The sequence below is a fragment of the Candidatus Flexifilum breve genome (assembly GCF_016713355.1).
The window spans coordinates 1-18384 of sequence record NZ_JADJPI010000011.1; the positions used below are offsets into that span (position 1 = coordinate 1).

Consider the following 18384-nt stretch of genomic DNA (forward strand, 5'->3'; position numbering starts at 1 on the left):
ATACTCGGTACACTTTACAGACGCGACCAGCTGGAATGACTCAGCTGATCGACTCTCGTTCGATAGGGGCAGTGCATGATCTGCTGGATCGCCGTCTCGTCGGGCTCATCGCTCTCCGCCAGCGCTGCCAGATAATTTGCCGCCCAGCGCCCCATCTCATAATGAGGAAGCTGCATCGTGGACAACTTCGGATGCAGAGCCGAGGCGATGATTTCCTGATTGTCGAAGCCGATCACGGCCACATCGTCGGGAATTTCAAGCCCAGTTTGCGCAGCGCATCATAAGCCCCCATTGCCATACGGTCATTACCACAAAATAGTGCTGTCGGCGCGGGGTCGAGCGACATCAACACTTTGGTGTAGTCGTAACCATGTTCAGCCGCACCATACCCGTAGCCCACCAGCGCCGCATCGAACGGCACATTGTATTCGGCGAGTGCCTGGCGATAGCCCTGGAGTCGTCCGCGCGATGCGGGCACGCCGGGCGTCACCGTGTTGACGTTGATGAAACCAATACGCCGGTGTCCACGCCTGAGCAGCTCGCAAGTGGCTGCATACCCGCCTTGGACTTCATCGGGAACCACGGACGGCAGTGATCGATCGTCGACGTAACAGTTGGCCAGCACCGTAGGCACTTAGTAGATGTTCGCGGGCAGCGTGACGGGGCGGTGATACATCGCGGCATAGATGATGCCTTCAACTTCGCGTTCCAGCAGCGCATCGACTGCTTGCTGCGCGTGCTCGAGGTTATCCCCGGCGCTAATCACCATCAGAATGTGATCCGTCTCCCACAGCACATCCTGCGCGCCGCGAATAATATCCCCGGCATACGGCGTCGTCGCGACTTGATCGGTCAAGAAACCGATCAAGGTGAACGCTGCGTCCGCATTGTGCGCGCCGTAAAGCTGGACGATAATCGAGATTTTCGATGACTGCCATGACCTTCGCCCGCTTCTTCTCGCTGACGTGCGCGTAATTGTTCAGCACGCGGGAGACGGTCGCGGGGCTGACTCCTGCACGTTTGGCGATATCTTGAATCGTGAGCTTTTTGTTGTCCATGGCAGTTTCCTTCAGCACCGGGTGCGATCAATCCCCCTGATTGTACGCAGAACCCAGCGCCCAGACATCTACCCGCTCAATCAGGGAGATCGCTCTCTCCCCACAAGGCTAGTCCGGTCGCATCCTCCCGTCTGGGAAACACGCGACTGGTGAGGCTCTTGCGATCATTGGCGTACGCTTCGATCATCGAGTGGTCGATATACACCTTCAGGCGCAGTCTCCCGTCGGAAAGCCGGAGTGAACCGCCTTGTACCCCCTGCTGATGAACAGTCGCGCTCAAGCTCGCTCGATTGCGGTCGATGAAGAACTGCGCGTGGCGCGCGTCATAGCCAATGCGCGTTTCTTCTTCGCCCTGCGGAGAGCGGCGCACACTCACGCCAAACCGTTCGCCCTCGGCAATGCAGGCCGTCACTTCTATTTCCAGCATCTTGCCCCGAAGGCCTTCTAACTGAGTGTTTGCCTCCGCTAGAGACACGTTCTCAAGCGCAATCAGGTGATCCGTACGTAGGGTTTCCAGTTCCGGGATTGGTCTGAGGCCCAGTTCGCCGTCCTCGTGCAAGAATAGTTGGATCGGCAGTCCAGCATTTCCCCACCAACCGGAATCATACGCCATCTGCGCGTTCCACTTCGCTTGGGCGATGTTGAGGACAATGCTGCGCCCATACTCATCCACTGATCCGCTGGGACCGGTGAAGTGTTCGCCGTAATCGAAGAGCCGTGGCTCAGCATTATCGGGCGTGAAGGTCAGTGTGGCAGCATCCCATGTGCCGATCCAGTAGGGCACATACTTCAGGAAATGCGCGCTCGGATGTCCCGGTGCCCACCACGGACTGAACAGGAAAATATGCTTACCCTTCCCTAACGGCAGAAACACGGGCAGTTCCCACATCATGCTGACGAGCGGGTAGCGCTGCATGTCGCCGACGAGGAATGGCTTCTGATACGTCCAGTGGACGAGATCGGTCGAGGTGAAGAGCAGCGCCGTCCCGCCAACCTCCTGCACCCCCGCGCCCACCAACTGACACCAGACATCATCTTCGCGCCACACATACGAGTCGCGGAACTCATGCGGCAGCACTTTATGTCCCATGATTTCGAGGTCTTGATTCAGCACGGTGACGGGTGTTTCATGGACGACCCAGGTGGTGAGGTTCAGATCGCCATCGTCGCGGTAGGTGCTGCGCGCCAGCCCGGTCATTTGATTGGGCGACAGCGCGTTGTTCCCCGCTGTGAAGAACAAGACCGGGTTGCCCTCGCCATCGATGCTGGCGCTGCCCGACCAGATACCATCGGTGCGACCGTAGCTTTTTCGGGGATGATCGCGTCCGGCAGGTCTTTCCAGTGGACGAGATCGTCGCTCACGGCGTGCCCCCACGAAATGTGATGCCAGAAGGGGGCGTGCGCGTTGTGCTGGTAGGTGATGTGATACTTGCCTTTGAAGTGCAGCAGCGCGTGCGGTTCGTTCATCCAGTGCTGCGGCGGGATGAAGTGGTATTGTGGACGGTGAATATCACCTGCATAACGACTGCGGCGTGGGCGTGTATCTGCTGGCGGAATGACGCCGCGATAGGCTTCCAGATCGGAGCTAAAGACCGCTTTTACCTGCTCAGCCGTCCACACCACCGAGTCAATTTTCAATTCATCGATGAGCCCGTCGAAGCAGTTGGCTTCAAACACATCTACCTGCACGGGCGTGTTGTGTTTGCCGATCAGCACATCTTTCGGGGCAGCTTGCAGCGTGTATCCACCTGAATAGGTCTGCTCCGCGACGGGTTCGCCGTTGAGGTAGAGCCGTAAACAGCCGTTGACCGAGTCGAAGGTGGCGGCGACGTGCGACCAGACATGGCGCGGAAGGCGTCGGTCACGCGACCAGACTTCCAGCCATTGGCTCCCTGTACCGATTTGCAGTGACCAAGCGCCATGTGTGAACGTACCGAGGATGAAGCCCTGCTGCAGCAAGCGATCATGCTGGTTGACGATCACGCTTAACTGCCCGCCGATTCCGGCTTCAAAGGTGCGCGGCGCAACCCACGCAGAAATTGTCAGCGCGCGGGTTGGCGTGCTAAACACATCAACTGGGTGCGTGATCCACGTGGAATAGCCGTCAAACAGCAGCGCCTGACCACGAATGCCAGCGCGCCACAGCGGATCGCTGGACGGTTTGTAGCGCGCGTTGTTGAAGACATAAGCGATGGAGTCTGCACGACCGCTCACCTGCTCGGTGGTCGTGTTACCCTGACCTTCATCAAATGTCCACCACGCGCCCAAAGTGCTGCTGCCCATGCATGGACTCCTTTATGTAGTTCACTTCAATTCAAACGGATACAGTACGACTTCTATCGGGGAGTCCTGTGAAGGACTCCCCATCGCATAGTTTCTTGAACGGTGCTGGACTTAATTCGCGGCGTTGAAGCGATCCAGCGCCGCCTGATAAATCGCCATCAACTGCGGCAAGCCCATGCTGTCGAGCTGAGCGAGATAGCCGTCCCATTCCCCTTCGATGCCGCCTTCGGCGAGCCACTGAGCGCGCTTCAGGTTCGTGAACTCGTTGATGTCGAACTCGATCAATTGGAGTTGGTCCAGCTCTTCGGGCGTGAAGAACACGGTCGGATACCATTCATCTTCGGCGAACGGCAGGTAGATCGAGCTCAGGTCGGCAATGCGCTGCTGGGCGCGCGGTTCCATGTCGACGACGCGACCGAAGTCCTCGTTGAAAATGATACCGAGACCTTCCGGCGCGACCGTCTGGCGGAACTCGCCCATCGACACGCCTTCGGGCAGCGGCAGGTTGACGAGCATGCCATTAGCATCTTGTTCGTAAATGGTGCCAACCGGACCCCAGATCACCTGCGCCGAGACGTACGGTTCGCCAAAACAGATCGACCCATTGCAGTGTCAGTTCAGGATGTTCGTTTGCCGACGTGATGGCGAACGCCGCGCGACCAAAGCCCGAGCCATTCGCGTGACCGACGCCTTGTTCACCGGTGGGGCCAACCAGCGGCGGGACCAACGTGTACTGGTCAGCGCGCTCCGGACCAACCACTTCTTCGATTTCCCACCAGATGTACGAGCCAAGCTGCGACACATCGCCCGCCTTGCCCTTCGCCAGATACGTCTGCACGTCCTGCGTGAACGATTCAGGATCGATCAAGCCTTCTTGCGCCCACTGGTTGAAATAGGTGATGGCGTCGCGGTATTCGGGCTGCACTGCGGTATAGATCGCCTGCCCATCGCGTACGATCAGGTGTTCGTAGTCGGCGATGGTGTCGGGCATGCCGAACGCGCCGAACAGATCGCCGATGTCCGCGCACCACCAGTCAAACATGAAGCTGAACGGAATTTCATCGGCCACGCCGTTGCCGTTGGGGTCTTGCGTCTTGAATGCGACCAGGACATCGTGCAGTTCATCCATCGTCGTCGGCATCGCCAAGCCGAGGTTGTCGAGCCACTGCTGATTGATGGCGTGGAAGAAGCGTATCGCACCAATCCCGGAGCCCTCGCCCATTTGGACGAAGCTGGGCAGCGCATAGATATGACCATCGGGTGCGGTCACAGCGCCGCGCAGCGCCGGGTAGCGCTCAAAGGCCGCCTGCACATTCGGCGCATACTGCGGGATCAGGTCTTCCAGCGGGATCAAGGTGCCATTGCCGCCGTAAGTCACGATGTCAGCATCGGAGAAGCCGGTGTTCCAGAAGGCATCCGGCAGATCGCCGCTCGCCAGAATCAGGTTTTTGCGTTCCTGATAGTCGGCATTGGCGATGTTCGTCCAGTTGACCTGTACGTTCGTCTGCTCTTCTGCCCAGTCGAACAACACCATCTGATCAAAATCGGGTGTGAGCGGGCCGGCCTTCTGCGCGACAATATCTAGTGTGACGGGTTCGGCGGTGAGCGGTTCCGGCGAAATCACCCACGGGGTGACGCCATCTTGCGCCATGACGGGTAAGGCGACGAAGACCACGAGGAGTAAGGCGATAAGTCTGAGTTTCATTTCCCTTTTCCTTTATTGAAATCGATATCAATCGATGACACAAAAAACAACGAATCCGACAGTGAAATCACTCGATAGCCATGCCTTTCACTACTGCTTAGCCTTTGATCGCGCCGATCATCATGCCTTTGACGAAATAGCGCTGGAGGAAGGGATACAGGATGATCATAGGCGCAGAAGCGACGATGATCATGCCGTACTTAATCAATTCGGTGACGCGCTGCTGATCGGCGTACGAGGTCACGCCCGTGAGCATCGCCGCGTTCGCGGTGACATCGCTTTGGGTGAGAATGTTCCGCAGCACCAACTGGAGCGGATACATATCTTCGCGCGTAATGAAGATCAGAGCGTCAAAGAAGGAATTCCAATTGCCGACCGCATGGATCAAGACCATCACCGCGATGATGGGGCCTGACAGCGGCAGCACCACGCGGAGGAAAAAGGCGATGTTGGAAGCGCCGTCAATCGAAGCCGCCTCCCGAAGTTCGTCCGGGATCGTGATCTGGAAGAAGGTACGCGTGATAATGAGATTCCACACGCCAACCGCATTCGGAATAACCATCGCCCAGATGGTGTTGAACCACCCGAGATCGCGGATCAGGAGGTAGCGCGGAATCAAGCCGCCATCGATGAACATGGTGACGACGAAGAACAGAATGATCAGATTACGCCCGACCAAGTCTTTGCGGGAGAGCGCGTAGCCCGCCGTGAGCGTCAGCGAGACGCTGACGAACGTACCCACGATCGTGTAGATCGCGCTGTTGCGGTAACCAATCAGGATCGAGTCGTCGGCGAAGATGCGGTTGAAACCTTCAAAGGTCAGTCCCTGTGGGAGCAACCAGACCGAGCCCGAGTACACCGCATCCGGATTACTGACCGAAGCGATCACCAGAAAATACAGCGGATAAAAGACGAGCAGCAGCGTAAGCGTGAGAACGATAAACGTGAAGACATTGAAGGTTCGATCCGTTGCGAGAATTCGGATCACAGGTTGAAAGATGCGCATCGCTTCACCTCACCACAGGCTCGTATCAGAGACGCGTTTCGCAAACCGATTGACCATAAACAACAGGATCAGGTTGACGACGGAATTGAACACGCCGACTGCCGCCGAAAAACTGTACTGTGCGCGCTGAAGCCCCAGACTGTAAACATAAGTCTGGATGATTTCGGAAGTTGGTTTATTGAGAGGCGTTTGCATGAGCAGCGCTTTTTCGAACCCGACATTCATGATGTTGCCCACCGCCAGAATCAGCAGAATGATGATGGTCGGCATAATGGCGGGCAGATCGACATAGCGAATACGCCCCCATTTACTCGCTCCATCCATAATCGCCGCTTCGTGCAGCGCCGGGTCGACCGAGGCCAGTGCCGCCATGTAGACGATGGTGGCAAAGCCCGTTCCCTGCCATACCCCTGACCAGACGTAAATCGACGGAAACCAGTCGGGACTCGCCATAAACTGGACGGGTTGTCCACCAAACAGCACGACGAGATGATTGATCAAGCCGCTGCGAGGAGAGAGGAACACATTGATCATGCCGACGAGGACCACGGTCGAAATGAAAGTTGGCGCGTAAATAACGGTCTGCACCAGACGACGGTAGCGCACCACCGGAAACTGGTTCATCAGCAGGGACAGGAAAACGGGCAGTGGGAACGAGATGACGAGCGCGTAGATGCTCAGAACCAGTGTATTGCGCAGCAGCGTTCCAAACTGGAATGAGTTGAAAAAGCGTTGAAAATGTTCAAGACCGACCCAGGGACTGCCCCAGATTCCCTCTGTCGGCACGAAGTCTTTGAAGGCAATCTGGATGCCGTACATCGGGCCGTATTTGAACACGAGAAAATAAAGGATTGTCGGCAGTAGGAATACATAGAGCTGCCAGTTCGTCAGGATTTTGCGCAGCGTGCGCCGCAGATTTTCCGAATTCAGATCAGCAAACCATCTGCCCGAAGTTACGCGGGTTTTCTTTGACAACGATGCGTTTGCCATACATATTCCTCAATCTATGCACTATTTTGAAATCGATTTCAATTTCCGATCAAATAAATCGGCAAACAAATTGAAATCGATTTCAATTTTATCCGATTTGAACTACTTGTCAAGAATCTGGTGAAACGTGGAACCACTCAGGTTGCAGAAGTTGATCCGTCCGCTATAGTTGCGCATTTTGACATATAACTGATAATGTAAAGAGAATCTAAATACTTAATTTCATCCTGATTTTTAGGAGGTGTTGTGAGCGGTCCTGTTCAGCATGCCGATAGCTCTCTCCACTCCGAAGCGCCTAATACTCAAGCAGAGAAAAAATACCGCGTAGGCTGGCCAGATTGGATGCAGTTCCTGCCCTATTTTCACTTCCAGCCTGCCGAACCACAGCTAACCCCACTGATCAAACCCGAAGAACTAGAAGCCCTGCTCGCCGACGCCAGCCCCGAAACTTCCAATGCAATCCGAACTGATATCAAATTCCTCGAAGAGGAAATGTTGCGCCTATTTCGTGAGCGGGATCACATGGCCTCCAAACAGCAGAACGCGTATCGCCTCTACCAAATTCTGTTTTTGGTGCTGGCTGCCGTCGCTACCGCTTTCGGATCATTCCAAGCACTCGCCCTTGCGGGGAGTGATCGCAACTGGCTGGCCGTCTGGGGGCTTTTGGAAACCGTTGTGGCGCTGCTGGCGGTCTTCCTAGCGACCATCAGCGGTCGCGAGCCGCCGCTACCGCTCTGGATGACCAATCGCCGCCGTGCTGAACAACTGCGGCGCGAATACTTTCGTTTCCTGATGAATTTGCTGCCATACAACGAACTCGACTCCGTTGGACGGCGGGTAAAGCTGTCGGAACGTGTCGCAGACATTAATCGTGGTGTTTTTCCCGATGAGGGCCTGTAGGTCTTAGGAGCGAAATCATGCCGGAATTCAACCGCGAGCGACTCGAACTGTCGTACCAGATCTTCCAGCGTTTTGCCCTCGATGATCAGCGTAAGTTCTACAAAAACACCTTGAAGCGGAACCGCACGGCTGCGAGTCAGGTTAATCGACTGCGCGCATTGTTCGCATTGCTTACGGGGCTCGCTTCCGCGCTGGCCGCATTTATTGTGATCGTGACTCCAACCGAGTGCGAAACGACACGGCTTGTCAATGCACTGAGTGACACGGGGGTGGAGGTGCAGATCGAAACGACTCCAGAAGCAGGAACCGATGGTGCAGCAGTCACGCCACAAACAACACCCGCCACACCCCCTTTCAGCTGTTCGCTTTCCAACAATGTAATCCCCTTGCTGCTGATAGTGGCGGTGCTTGCTCCGGCGCTCGGCGGTGCGTTCGGTACCCTTGCCGATTTGTACCAGTGGGACCGGCTGGTGAATATTTATGATGTGGCGCTGGAAAATCTGGAGGTTGCCGATGCGAAGTCACCTCTCGCCGATATGGACGATGTAGATTATCTGGGCAGCTTGAAAGCGTATGCTCACGGAACCTTAGGCGTGATGCGTGATGAAACCGCCCAGTGGGGGCAGATCATCCGCACGCCCGAATCACTCCAGCGCTTTGTCGACGCTGAACGCGAAATTGCCGGAAAAGTGGCCACGGGCTTACCGAAGCAGATTGGCGATTATTTGAGTCAGGAGATGGAGCGGATTCAAGCGGCTACAGAAGCGAACAAGCGGCTGTTGGAAGAAATCCGCGCCCAGTTTGCGCAAGACGCAGGGACCAAACCGGACGACGAAACAGACCCGAAGCAGTAAAATCAACCGGCAAGGTTAGGGAAAGCCTATACAAGATAGGGACGTTTAAAGAGGGTAGCGGGTCAGAATTCTCCTTGATCGCCATGTGTCCAAAGGAAACATTGTTCGCGTGTTCGGGTAGGGGGAAACACGGCAACAAAAAACGGCGGGAATGTTCCCGCCGTTTCATCCGGAGCATATTCGACTCAGCTTCCAGTGTGCTTGCCGATGCTATCTGAGCAGGGTGTCGGGCTTGACGATGAGCAAGACATTTCTCCACGTCCTCAATCGACTGGCGAGCATGACAAGCAAACCTCGATCTAAGGGTGTGAAAGTAGGGCGCTTTGCTTATTTATGGCCGTAGAATCCTAACTGCTGACGCAGAAACGCATGTACGGCGGCCAGTAAACCGCCCTGCTCTCATGTCCTTGCTATTACAACTTTTGCTCAAGCCTCGTGCAGCATGCCCTGAATCACTCCATCCGCAGCGCTTGACACTTGAAAGACAAACCGATCATGCAGCGTACCGTGAGGCGTAATTTCGCTGATGCGCGCCACCCGCCGCGATCCGTCTTCCATGCGGGCTTGATGTACGATGAGATGCAAAGCGCTGGCGACGAATTCGCTCACAGTTTCGTCGGTACTGCTCGTCTGCAGCGTTTGCGCGCACTGCTGCATGATCTGGGTGAGGGCATCTTCCGGATCACGCGCCAGTACGACCGCGATACTCCCTGACAACCGCGATTGATCGCTTCCGATCCACAAGGCCGTCTCGTCCCCTTCCAATTCGCCGATAATCACGCGATCCGCCGCCAGTGTTGTGGCATAACGCAGCAGATCCACCGCTGTGAGCTGGGTTTCATCGCTCAGCGTCAGGCGCAGATCGTTCGTCACATCGATATTCACTTCACGTCCGCGCTCAATTACGATCACCCGGTCAGCCGCCGGGATCGACTTCGCCAATACGTTGAGTAGGGCGGTCTTGCCGCTGCCGCTCGTGCCGCAGAGGACAAGATTGCGCCGATTTTGAACTGCATCGATCAGCAGCTTAAGCGCCTCTTTGGTCAGTCCAAAGCGCGCCAGCACATTATCGGCGCGGCCTTCGGCGCTTTTAACAATCGTCAACAATGGTCCCGTCACACTAACCGAGTCGATCACGGCAGTGATGTGCGTCCCGTCAGGCAGAGTGACCCATTTGAGGCCAGCGACGTTTTGCGTATAGTTTCCAGCAAGAAGCGTGAAACGTTCGAATATGCACAGAATATGCGCTGGATCATCAAAGACCACCTCTGAGCGCTGCATACCGGTTGCTTGCTTGATATACACGTTTTTGGGGCCGTTGACGTGGATTTCGTTCACACTATCATCGTCAAGCAGACTATCCAGGGGGCCAAAGCCACAGATCTCGCTGAAGATCGTCGCCTGCAGCTTGTGCCGATCCACCCGCGACAGCACAAGCTGTTCCTCCATGAACAGCTTGTCGAGCTGTTCGCTTACGACCGGACGGTAGCGCACCCGGTTCTGGTACCGCATCAGCCACGAGCCGCCACCGTCAGCCGCCAGCGTATCCGTGACCTTCGCCGCCAGATCTTTGATCAGGTCACGGTAAGCAAATGGCGAAGACGCGCGCTGCATACCGGATGGTCTGGGTCTCAACAATGACATCGTATCCTCATTTGCTCCGCGGCTTACCGGGCGAACCCTGAAGGAAAGGCGGAAGCGTCATCCCGGCGCGGACAAAATGGTCGATGAACTGGCTCTTCGTGGTTACGATCCGGTGTTCGCCGTAGACTTTGCCATTGACCATCCCGGCTGGCTGGAAATCGAACATGAGCGACAGACTGATTTCGCCGCCGCTCAGCCCCGTCACTTCCCAGATGCCAGCGATTTTGCGCGACCCATCGTGCAGCTGCCGCATGTGTACAATGACCTGCAACCGCTCAGCGATCCGTTGGCGCAGGACTTCCAGTGGACCATCGTCAGACTGTAAACCAATGATCTCCAAGCGTGTGATGGCGTCGCGCGCGTCGCCGCCGTCGAGGCTGCCCATGATCTGCTGGGCTGGAGGATCTTTCGGCAGCACAAACAGCCGTTCGCCGCCGCCTTGATTCATGTGCGGCCCGAACAGCACTGCATCGGCGCGTAAATGCCGCGCCTGTTCGATCAAGTCGAGGGTATTGACTGCGCGTTGCCCATCACTTTGGAGCGGGCTGCATTCGAGCGTTACCACATGTTCATGCTGCGCCTGAAGTTCGGCGATCGTTTCCAGCGTAATCAACCGGCGGTTGGCGGGAATAAACCCGGCCATAATGTTGCACAGCGTCGTTTTGCCTGCGCCAAGGCCGCCCGTGACCAATATCGACATCCCGGCAGTCGCGCACATCTGGAGATAAGTGCAGATTTCAGGCGTTGCACTGTTGTAGCTCAGCAAATCCTCGACCGTGAACGGCGTGCGTCGGTATTTGCGGATCGTCATGCTTGGTCCATTCAGCGCAATCGGGCGCACGGTCAGGTACGCCGTCGAGCCATCGGGCAGTCGGGCATCGCCAAATGGCACGATTTCGTCGATCCGCCGCCCCAGCGGGGCAGCGATGCGATCCTTGATCCGGTGCACATGCCCATCATCCTCAAAGACCACCCCGGACAGTGATTTTTGCCCATTCTGCTCGATGAAGATCAGTTTGGGACCGTTCACCATGATCGCCGTGATCGACTCATCTTTCAGCAGCGGATCGAGCGGGCCGTAGCCGAAAAGCTCGCTGATCGTCGCGCTGTACAGCCGCTCGCGCTCGGTTCTGGTCAGCACAACGTATTCCTCGGCTAAAATCTCATTGAACAGATCACGCAGTCGCTCGTCGACCGCCGCCGAATCAGGCCGATATTCAAAATTCGGTTCCAGCTCATAAAGCAGCGCGCGCATTATTCTGTTTTGGAGGTCACTCAACTGCTGGCGGTGTTCTTGTTCCCTTTGCCATCGAGCTTCCCATGACGGAATGATCGGCGGTGGTTCGGCAGGTGTGGAAACTTCAAAGTCAGAAAAACCGCTCTCCACATCGGAGTCGTCCACAGCACCAAAGGGCGTTTCTTCACCGAAATCGGGCAGATCATAGGCTGCGCCAAACGCATCCGGGGGTGGCGGGTCGGGGCGCTTAGCCTTGAGCGCCGCCAACCCCTTGCGGGCGCGTTCATTCTGCGGATTGAGCGTTAGCACATTTTCCAAACAGATGATTTGCTCCTCATGATCATCGGTCGCACCGCTTAACCACAGCCAGCCCAATTCATGTGCTGGTTCGTCATTGACCAGCTTTTCGAGCAGTTCGCGGGCAGTCCCTCGCCGTCCCTGTTTGAGAGCTTCAATCCCTTGCCGGAGCAGTGCGTCAGTTGCGCTGGTCATGCTGTTTCCTGCTCATTCACTGGCGAAAATATCATCATCGTCATCCAAAGACCCGAAATCATCATCCAATTCAAGTTCATCGATTAACGGGCGAGCCTTCGGCACGGATTTAGCCGCGGGCTTCTTGCGCGCTGCGCGCTGTTTCTCTTTCAACTGGCGGTCTTTTTCGCGTTGCTCGGCAGCCCGGCGTTCCGCTTCCCGCTGCTGATAGCTTTCCAACCGCCGGAGCTGATCGTCCCCGATGAAAGCGCGCATCTGCGCGTCGCTCACCCCGAATGTCTCGCGGGGAAGCGTGATGCCCGTTTGAAAGATGGCGCGATAGAACTGGGATCACCCCGGTGGGCGCAGTCCGACCGATGATCCGGCCACTTTCGTAACCCGTTTCTTCAAAGCGGAAAATATCGACCAACTCCACTCGGTCACCAGTTACACCGCACACCTCGCTGATCGCCGTGACTTTCCGCGAACCATCGCGTAGGCGATCCTGCTGCACCACAAACTGCAGCCCCGATGCGATCCGCGAGCGCACCAGCGCAGGTGGCAGCGCGTTACGCATCAGGATCAGACTTTCCAAACGGTTGAGCGCGTCACGCGGATTAAATGCGGTGATGGTCGTCCAGACTATCAGATCGGCGGTATTCGCCGCCTGAATATAGGCCAGAGCCTCATTCATGCCGATCTCGCCGAGGATAATCCCGTCGGGGCGGTGCTGTAAAGCGATGGCAATGAGATCGCCGACAGTGACCATGCCTTGTCCCTCAATATTGGGCGAGCGGCTTTCCAGTGTCAGCACATGCTCCAACGGAAGCTGCATCTCGACAGCCGATTCGGCGGTGATGATTCGGCGATCCATCGGAATGAAACTGGCGGTCACCTGCATCAGCGTCAGCTTGCCAGAACCGGCGTTGCCCGAAAACAGGATATTCGCGCCGGCGATCGTGAGCGCGCGCAAAAACTCTGCCACCTCAGGTGGCAGAGCGCCAAAACGGATCAAATCCTCAATCTGCAGCGGTCGCTTGTTGAATTTACGGATGACGATCATCGGGGACGGACTGATGGGCGGCATGATCAACTGCACGCGTGAACCGTCGGAGAGCCGGGTGCTCACGATCGGCGCTGTTACGTCGAACCGCTGTCCTAGCGGCGCGGTGATCCGATCCATAATCCGCAGCAGTTGGTCGGAATCTTCAAAGGTAACATCTGGTAGAAGCTTAAGAATGCCACGCACCTCGATATAGACTTGATCCGGCGCATTCACCATAATCTCACTGACCGTATCATCTTCGATGAGCGCTTGCAAGGGGCCGTAGCCGATAACCGCAGCCAGCACGCGCTCATAGAGCCGATCCCGATCCGCTTCCGAAAGCCCTGTTTTCTCTTGGGCAAGCACGGAATCAAACAGCGCTCTGATTTCGTCAGCCTCTGTACTTAACGCCCTGCGATCTGGGTAGTGAGGTGACACATTGAGGTTCGACGTGTACCACACCTCGACGAACCGCTGTATCAGCCGTTTTTCGAAGGCCGCCTGCCGTGCTTTCGCCGCCTGCTGTTCAGAATCAAGCGCTGATACTGCTCGCGGTTCGTAATAACTGCGCAAAGCATCAACAACTGTGTCGAATTGCAGCGGCTCAGGCGCGGAGATTTCACGGCGACTGTGCCGGAATCCTCGCCGTATCTGTGTCGCCAGCGCTTGAAGCCGGGATGTCGGGCGCTTTTTCGAGTCCGGGTCACGAATGCCGAACAGCGCTGGCGCAAGCATGATCCCGGCAGATTCGATATCACGCATGCAGCCCGGAAGATTTCCTGTCGGTCTAAATGCATAATCACCTTCAAATAGGAGAGTCAGTGCGATCCTGTCACCTTCCATACCGCGCACTTCGACCACCTGTGCCAGATCGCCGCGCTGATCGATATATACAATCACATTGATGGCTTCACTGACATACCGACGGGCGACCCGATCTGGTGTATCGTAACCCGCCGCGAGAAACTGCACTTCCAGCAGCGACAAAGCCGCCCGGGGCGATGCCGCCGGAACAGTGAACAGTCCACCCTCATAGGCGCCACTGTAGCGAATGAGCGTATCCATCGTCGCCACCGGATCGACCAATGGATCGATGATCGCCCGATCGACACGTAGATCCCAGACGGCATTCAACACGCGGCTGATAGGCACCGCGCCTGCGCCTTCACGGTTGGCCGCCCGTGGCGTCAGGCTGATCACATGCGGTTGGGGTAGGTGCAGCGACGGCTGCGCTTCTACTACAGCGATCCGTTCGTCGGACGGGATCAGCGCACTCAAAACTTCCAACCAATGGGAGCAGTCATCCGGATTGACGCCCGTGATACAGATCGTCAGCCGCGCCCACACACAGGCATACAGAAATGTGAGTGCGGCGGATTGCGTGGTGTCGGCTAGATTTTCCGCAGTTGCAAGCGGCGTCATGGTGCGGCGCGACGGCTTGCGGATCATCAACATCGGGCCATCGCGCGCCACGGGCGGCAGCGCCGCCGTGATCTGGGTGCCATCCTCAAAGTGTCAGGAAGCCGTCGGAGAATTCGTGTTAAGCGGCGTGTCCGGGAACAACGCCTGAATACAGGTGATGAAAGCCCCTTCATCCTCAAAGGCATTCCCGAACCAGGGATCGAACGCGCGGCCAGAACGGTGATTTGATTTGCGGTAAATCGACGGTTTACCGAACCCTTCGACCAGAATTTGTGCGACCGTCTCATCTTCGATCAGCGGCTGCAAAACACCCCAGGGATAAGGCGTAGTCGTGATGTAAATTTCCGAATTAAACGCCATAGTATTCTCGCAATCCGGTCTCGCTGTGCAGATCAAACCCCTGAGCCGCCGCCGCTTCTCTATCGCCTGCCAGCGCGAAGCGCCCATCATAGCGCTGGCCATCCGGCAGCACCGCGCCGCGCAGACTGCGGGCAAAGCGCAGCTGTCGCTCGCTCGTCAAAATCGCACCCGTCAAGTCAGCAGAATTCAGTACGGCATCGGTGAAATCGGTGTGGGAGAAATTCGCGTTTTGCAATCCGGCTTGGGTCAGGTTGGCTCCGCTCAGATTGGCATCTGCCAGATGAGCGCCTAGCAACCGTGCTCCCGAGAGATCCGCTTGATGAAAATTGGCATTCACAAAGCGACAGTTGACGAATTCGGCACTGCGGAGCACCGCTCCCCAGAAATTCGCGCTGCTGAAATCGACATTCGAGAAATATCCATCAGTCAGGCGGGCGCGGTACAGCATGGTTTCAAGAAATACCCCATTGATCACGCGCAGCCCGCTTAAATTGGCGTAGCGCAGATCACGGCGGCTTAGGTCGACATCGCGCGCGGGCTGCGTCAGCAGCGCGATCACCGTATCCCAGCGACTGCCGAGCGGTTTTTCCAGCTTCACCCCGCGCAGATAAGTGCCGTTCAGGTTCAGCCGCTCGATCTGCACGTTTTCCAGCACCGCATTCGAGAGATCCGCGTCTTCCAAATCGGCATCGCGCAGATCAGCACCGCGCAGCACGACATTTTGCAGGTTCGCCCGTCGTAAACTGACCCCGCGCAGGTTGGCATCCGTTAAGTTGGCGTCGTGTAGATCCGCCTCCGACAGGTTGACGCCAAGCAAGGTGCCATCCAGCAGCCAGCCGCGCTCGCGCAGTTCTTCGGCGGCGCGTTTAGCCTCGTTGTTGACGCTGCTTGCAAGCTGGCGTGTCAGCCGATCACGATCCCGCTGCCGTTCAGCTTCTTCTTGCCGCCGCTGGTTCAATGTATCGATCACGAGGATGGTGATCGCAATACTGCCGAGGTCTGTCCCGACGTTCTGCCACAAATCCCGAAAGACGGCGAGCGGCTCAAACTGGATGCCATGCTCGATCAGCGTGCCCGTGATGATAACTAGGATCGACAGAATGCCGAGACCAACGCCAACCATCCGCACATTGAGCCGCGAAAGCGCGCGTTTCATCATGCCCTTTATGGCAGATCAACTGCCAAAGTTTGCATAAGTTCTCTCTTGAGTGTACTCGAAATCCGCATGGGCGGGGCTGGAAAGCATTGAGCAGACCACAGTAAGCTCGGTTCGATTTCGAAATTAATCTTAACATCGATCATTTCCGTCGCGAAAACTGTGGGCGTCCAGAAGCACATCGTCGATCAGTTCGATGAGCAGATTGACCAGCTTGGGATTGAGGACTAGCCATCCCGCTGGCCGTGGGCGACACACAACACAAAACGCCGAGATATATCCCGGCGTTTACACTGAACAATGTTCGAGTCACATCCAACTAAGTAGGCTCAAAACCAGGACTCGAACGTTCTTTCCGTCAATCTACCTTTAGTCTAAAGCAAAAGTTTGCGGTCAAGTCAATAAACAGGAGACTTGAAATCGAACATCGCTTAAGAGAAAAAAGGGCTTTCTGACACTGTCAGAAAGCCCTTTTCCCCGTGAGCTGGGGGACTTGGATTCGAACCAAGATACACGGCTCCAAAGGCCGTTGTCCTGCCATTGGACGATCCCCCAATCTGGCGCGAATTATAGCAGAAAGGGTCTCGGTGACAAGTCCCGATGCTAGGTCGTCCGGTGATCGCGGACGCCGATGGCCCGCTCAATCGGCACGACGAACAGAATGCCATGGTTGGGATCGGTCAAGTCGCCGAGGACGGCGCTGGTCGCCTCGATTAACGTATCCACCAGCGGGTCGTCGACCAGCGAGAGCAGCATATGATTGCGGGCTTCCATGTTGTCGAGAATCGCCGCCATCGCCGCCGCCATTGACGAGATCATGCGCGGCAGTTCAACATCACCGTGGCGCAGTTCCTGCTGCAGCGCGTGCAGCCCATGCGCGCGGACGATGGTCACGCCCGGCGCGCCCGCCTCCTGCCACGTCAGCGCGACATCAAGGCCATCTTCAACCTGCGCGGTGATCAGCACGACCAGCTTCATGAGTCTGCTCCCCCTTAAATAACGCGCGCACGAGCGGCGGCGTGATGAGCGTTGAGACGAGGATCACGAGAAACAGTGACGCGAACAGCGGATCATCGGCGCGAAACACGCCCACGCCGATCCCCAACGAGGCGATGATCAAGCCGACCTCGCCGCGTGAGATCATACACACGCCGAGCCTGAGCGCATCCCCGTTAGCAAAGCCGCCGAGCCGCCCGCCGAGGCCGCACCCCCCGATTTTCGAGGCGACGGCGACCACCAACAGCAGCAGCGCCAGCGGCAGTGCTGAGAGCGGGAAGGTACTCAGATCTGTTTGCAGGCCGACATCCACGAAGAAGATTGGCACGAGGAACGTGTAGGCAATGCCGCTCAGCGCCGTTTCGATATCATGGCGCACGCGCTCTTTCGCGCGGCTGAAGCCCACGCCCGCGAGAAATGCCCCGGTGATCGCCGCCATGCCGCCAAGTTCTTCCGCTGACCAGCCGAACAGCAGCAGCGCGATCAAGGCGAAGGCCGGAATGCCATAGGACTGCGCCAGTGATGGTCGTGTTGACAGCCAGTTGATCACCTTGGGGACGATGAACCACGCCAGCAGGAACGCGCCGACGAGGTAGAGCGCCATCGTCACGATGATCGAGAGCAGTGAACCGAAATCCACGCTGGCGGCACTGCTGTCCGTCCCGGTGATGGCGACGGTCAGCGAAACGAGCAGGATCGCGATAATATCATCGATGAGCGCCGTGGCCAGCAGCGCGTTACCCACCTTTGTGCGCAGTACTCCCAATTCCAGCAGCACCTGTGCAGAGATGCTCACCGAGGTCGCGGCCAGCGTCACCCCGGCGAACAGCGCTGGCTGCCAGGCGTATTGAAACAGCAGCACAAGCGGTAAGGTGAGCAGCACGGGCGCGAAGGCTCCGGCGAAGCCCGCGATCACGCCGACGCGCCCGACTTTCATCAGTTCGCCCATGTTAACTTCGAGGCCGACGATGAACATCAACAGGAGAACGCCGAGTTCGGCGAACAGCTTGATCGTCTCTTGCAGTTCCACGCCGTGAAAGACCGACTGATGCAGCACATCGATTAGCGTGGGGCCGAGGATCACGCCGATGATCAGTTCGCCGAGTACGCGCGGCTGATGGAAGCGGCGGGCGATGGTTCCGCCAATGCGGGATGCGGCGACGATCAGTCCAATAGCTAAAAATAAGGCGACGGCCGGGTTGCTTTCCATCGCGCCTCCATAGGGTGCGAAAAAATCATACTATAGGAGAGATCGCC

Annotated in this window: 16 protein-coding genes, 1 tRNA gene and 1 pseudogene; 2 read left to right on the forward strand and 16 right to left on the reverse strand. The window is 57.0% G+C overall.

Annotation, left to right across the window (positions count from 1 at the left end; translation table 11 throughout):
- Nucleotides 1–14 precede the first annotated feature (14 nt).
- From IPK17_RS11770 to IPK17_RS11805, 8 genes and pseudogenes are all read right to left on the reverse strand, one after another.
- Nucleotides 15–868, reverse strand: a pseudogene (locus tag IPK17_RS11770) (substrate-binding domain-containing protein).
- Nucleotides 759–1058: a LacI family DNA-binding transcriptional regulator gene (locus IPK17_RS11775; protein ID WP_343417888.1), complete on the reverse strand. Its 300-nt coding sequence runs from the start codon at nucleotides 1056–1058 to the stop codon at nucleotides 759–761. The pseudogene IPK17_RS11770 and the gene IPK17_RS11775 overlap by 110 nt, the downstream one beginning before the upstream one ends.
- 76 nt (nucleotides 1059–1134) lie before the next feature.
- Nucleotides 1135–2298, reverse strand: coding sequence for a glycoside hydrolase family 32 protein (locus IPK17_RS11780; RefSeq protein ID WP_343418258.1), 1164 nt, complete (start codon nucleotides 2296–2298; stop codon nucleotides 1135–1137).
- Nucleotides 2253–3341 carry a LamG domain-containing protein gene (locus IPK17_RS11785; RefSeq protein WP_343417889.1) on the reverse strand — a complete coding sequence of 363 codons (1089 nt, stop codon included), beginning with the start codon at nucleotides 3339–3341 and terminating at the stop codon, nucleotides 2253–2255. The genes IPK17_RS11780 and IPK17_RS11785 overlap by 46 nt, the downstream gene beginning before the upstream one ends.
- A 111-nt stretch (nucleotides 3342–3452) precedes the next feature.
- Nucleotides 3453–3857, reverse strand: coding sequence for a type 2 periplasmic-binding domain-containing protein (locus IPK17_RS11790; RefSeq protein ID WP_343417890.1), 405 nt, complete (start codon nucleotides 3855–3857; stop codon nucleotides 3453–3455).
- A 4-nt stretch (nucleotides 3858–3861) separates the two neighbouring features.
- Nucleotides 3862–5046, reverse strand: coding sequence for an extracellular solute-binding protein (locus tag IPK17_RS11795; RefSeq protein WP_343417891.1), 1185 nt, complete (start codon nucleotides 5044–5046; stop codon nucleotides 3862–3864).
- 97 nt (nucleotides 5047–5143) lie between these two features.
- Nucleotides 5144–6052, reverse strand: a complete 909-nt coding sequence (locus IPK17_RS11800) for a carbohydrate ABC transporter permease (protein WP_343417892.1) — start codon at nucleotides 6050–6052, stop codon at nucleotides 5144–5146.
- Nucleotides 6053–6061: 9 nt separating this feature from the next.
- Entirely contained in the window at nucleotides 6062–7042 is a 981-nt protein-coding gene (locus IPK17_RS11805; RefSeq protein ID WP_343417893.1) for an ABC transporter permease, read from the reverse strand.
- A gap of 246 nt (nucleotides 7043–7288) precedes the next feature.
- Here IPK17_RS11805 and IPK17_RS11810 point away from each other — a divergent pair, with 246 nt between their 5' ends.
- Nucleotides 7289–7942, forward strand: a complete 654-nt coding sequence (locus IPK17_RS11810) for a DUF4231 domain-containing protein (RefSeq protein WP_343417894.1) — start codon at nucleotides 7289–7291, stop codon at nucleotides 7940–7942.
- A gap of 17 nt (nucleotides 7943–7959) precedes the next feature.
- On the forward strand, nucleotides 7960–8796 hold the full coding sequence (locus IPK17_RS11815; RefSeq protein WP_343417895.1) for a hypothetical protein: 837 nt from the start codon (nucleotides 7960–7962) through the stop codon (nucleotides 8794–8796).
- Nucleotides 8797–9222: 426 nt separating this feature from the next.
- Here the strand turns inward: IPK17_RS11815 and IPK17_RS11820 are convergent, their stop codons facing one another.
- The 8 genes from IPK17_RS11820 to IPK17_RS11855 all read right to left on the reverse strand — a co-directional run bounded on the left by IPK17_RS11820 (nucleotide 9223) and on the right by IPK17_RS11855 (nucleotide 18337).
- Entirely contained in the window at nucleotides 9223–10440 is a 1218-nt protein-coding gene (locus IPK17_RS11820) for an ATPase, T2SS/T4P/T4SS family (protein ID WP_343417896.1), read from the reverse strand.
- A 7-nt stretch (nucleotides 10441–10447) separates the two neighbouring features.
- Nucleotides 10448–12169 carry an ATPase, T2SS/T4P/T4SS family gene (locus tag IPK17_RS11825; protein WP_343417897.1) on the reverse strand — a complete coding sequence of 574 codons (1722 nt, stop codon included), beginning with the start codon at nucleotides 12167–12169 and terminating at the stop codon, nucleotides 10448–10450.
- 109 nt (nucleotides 12170–12278) lie between these two features.
- Complete coding sequence (locus tag IPK17_RS11830) at nucleotides 12279–14666, reverse strand: ATPase, T2SS/T4P/T4SS family (protein ID WP_343417898.1); 2388 nt, start codon at nucleotides 14664–14666, stop codon at nucleotides 12279–12281.
- A 42-nt stretch (nucleotides 14667–14708) separates the two neighbouring features.
- Nucleotides 14709–14975: a hypothetical protein gene (locus IPK17_RS11835; RefSeq protein WP_343417899.1), complete on the reverse strand. Its 267-nt coding sequence runs from the start codon at nucleotides 14973–14975 to the stop codon at nucleotides 14709–14711.
- A complete protein-coding gene (locus tag IPK17_RS11840) occupies nucleotides 14965–16134 on the reverse strand; it encodes a pentapeptide repeat-containing protein (protein ID WP_343417900.1) in 1170 nt (389 codons plus the stop codon). Before IPK17_RS11840 ends, IPK17_RS11835 begins: the two co-directional genes overlap by 11 nt.
- 481 nt (nucleotides 16135–16615) lie before the next feature.
- Nucleotides 16616–16686 (reverse strand) — tRNA-Gln (locus IPK17_RS11845).
- A 48-nt stretch (nucleotides 16687–16734) separates the two neighbouring features.
- Nucleotides 16735–17109, reverse strand: a complete 375-nt coding sequence (locus IPK17_RS11850) for a P-II family nitrogen regulator (RefSeq protein ID WP_343417901.1) — start codon at nucleotides 17107–17109, stop codon at nucleotides 16735–16737.
- Complete coding sequence (locus tag IPK17_RS11855; RefSeq protein ID WP_343417902.1) at nucleotides 17075–18337, reverse strand: cation:proton antiporter; 1263 nt, start codon at nucleotides 18335–18337, stop codon at nucleotides 17075–17077. The genes IPK17_RS11850 and IPK17_RS11855 overlap by 35 nt, the downstream gene beginning before the upstream one ends.
- Between the last annotated feature and the right edge of the window lie 47 nt (nucleotides 18338–18384).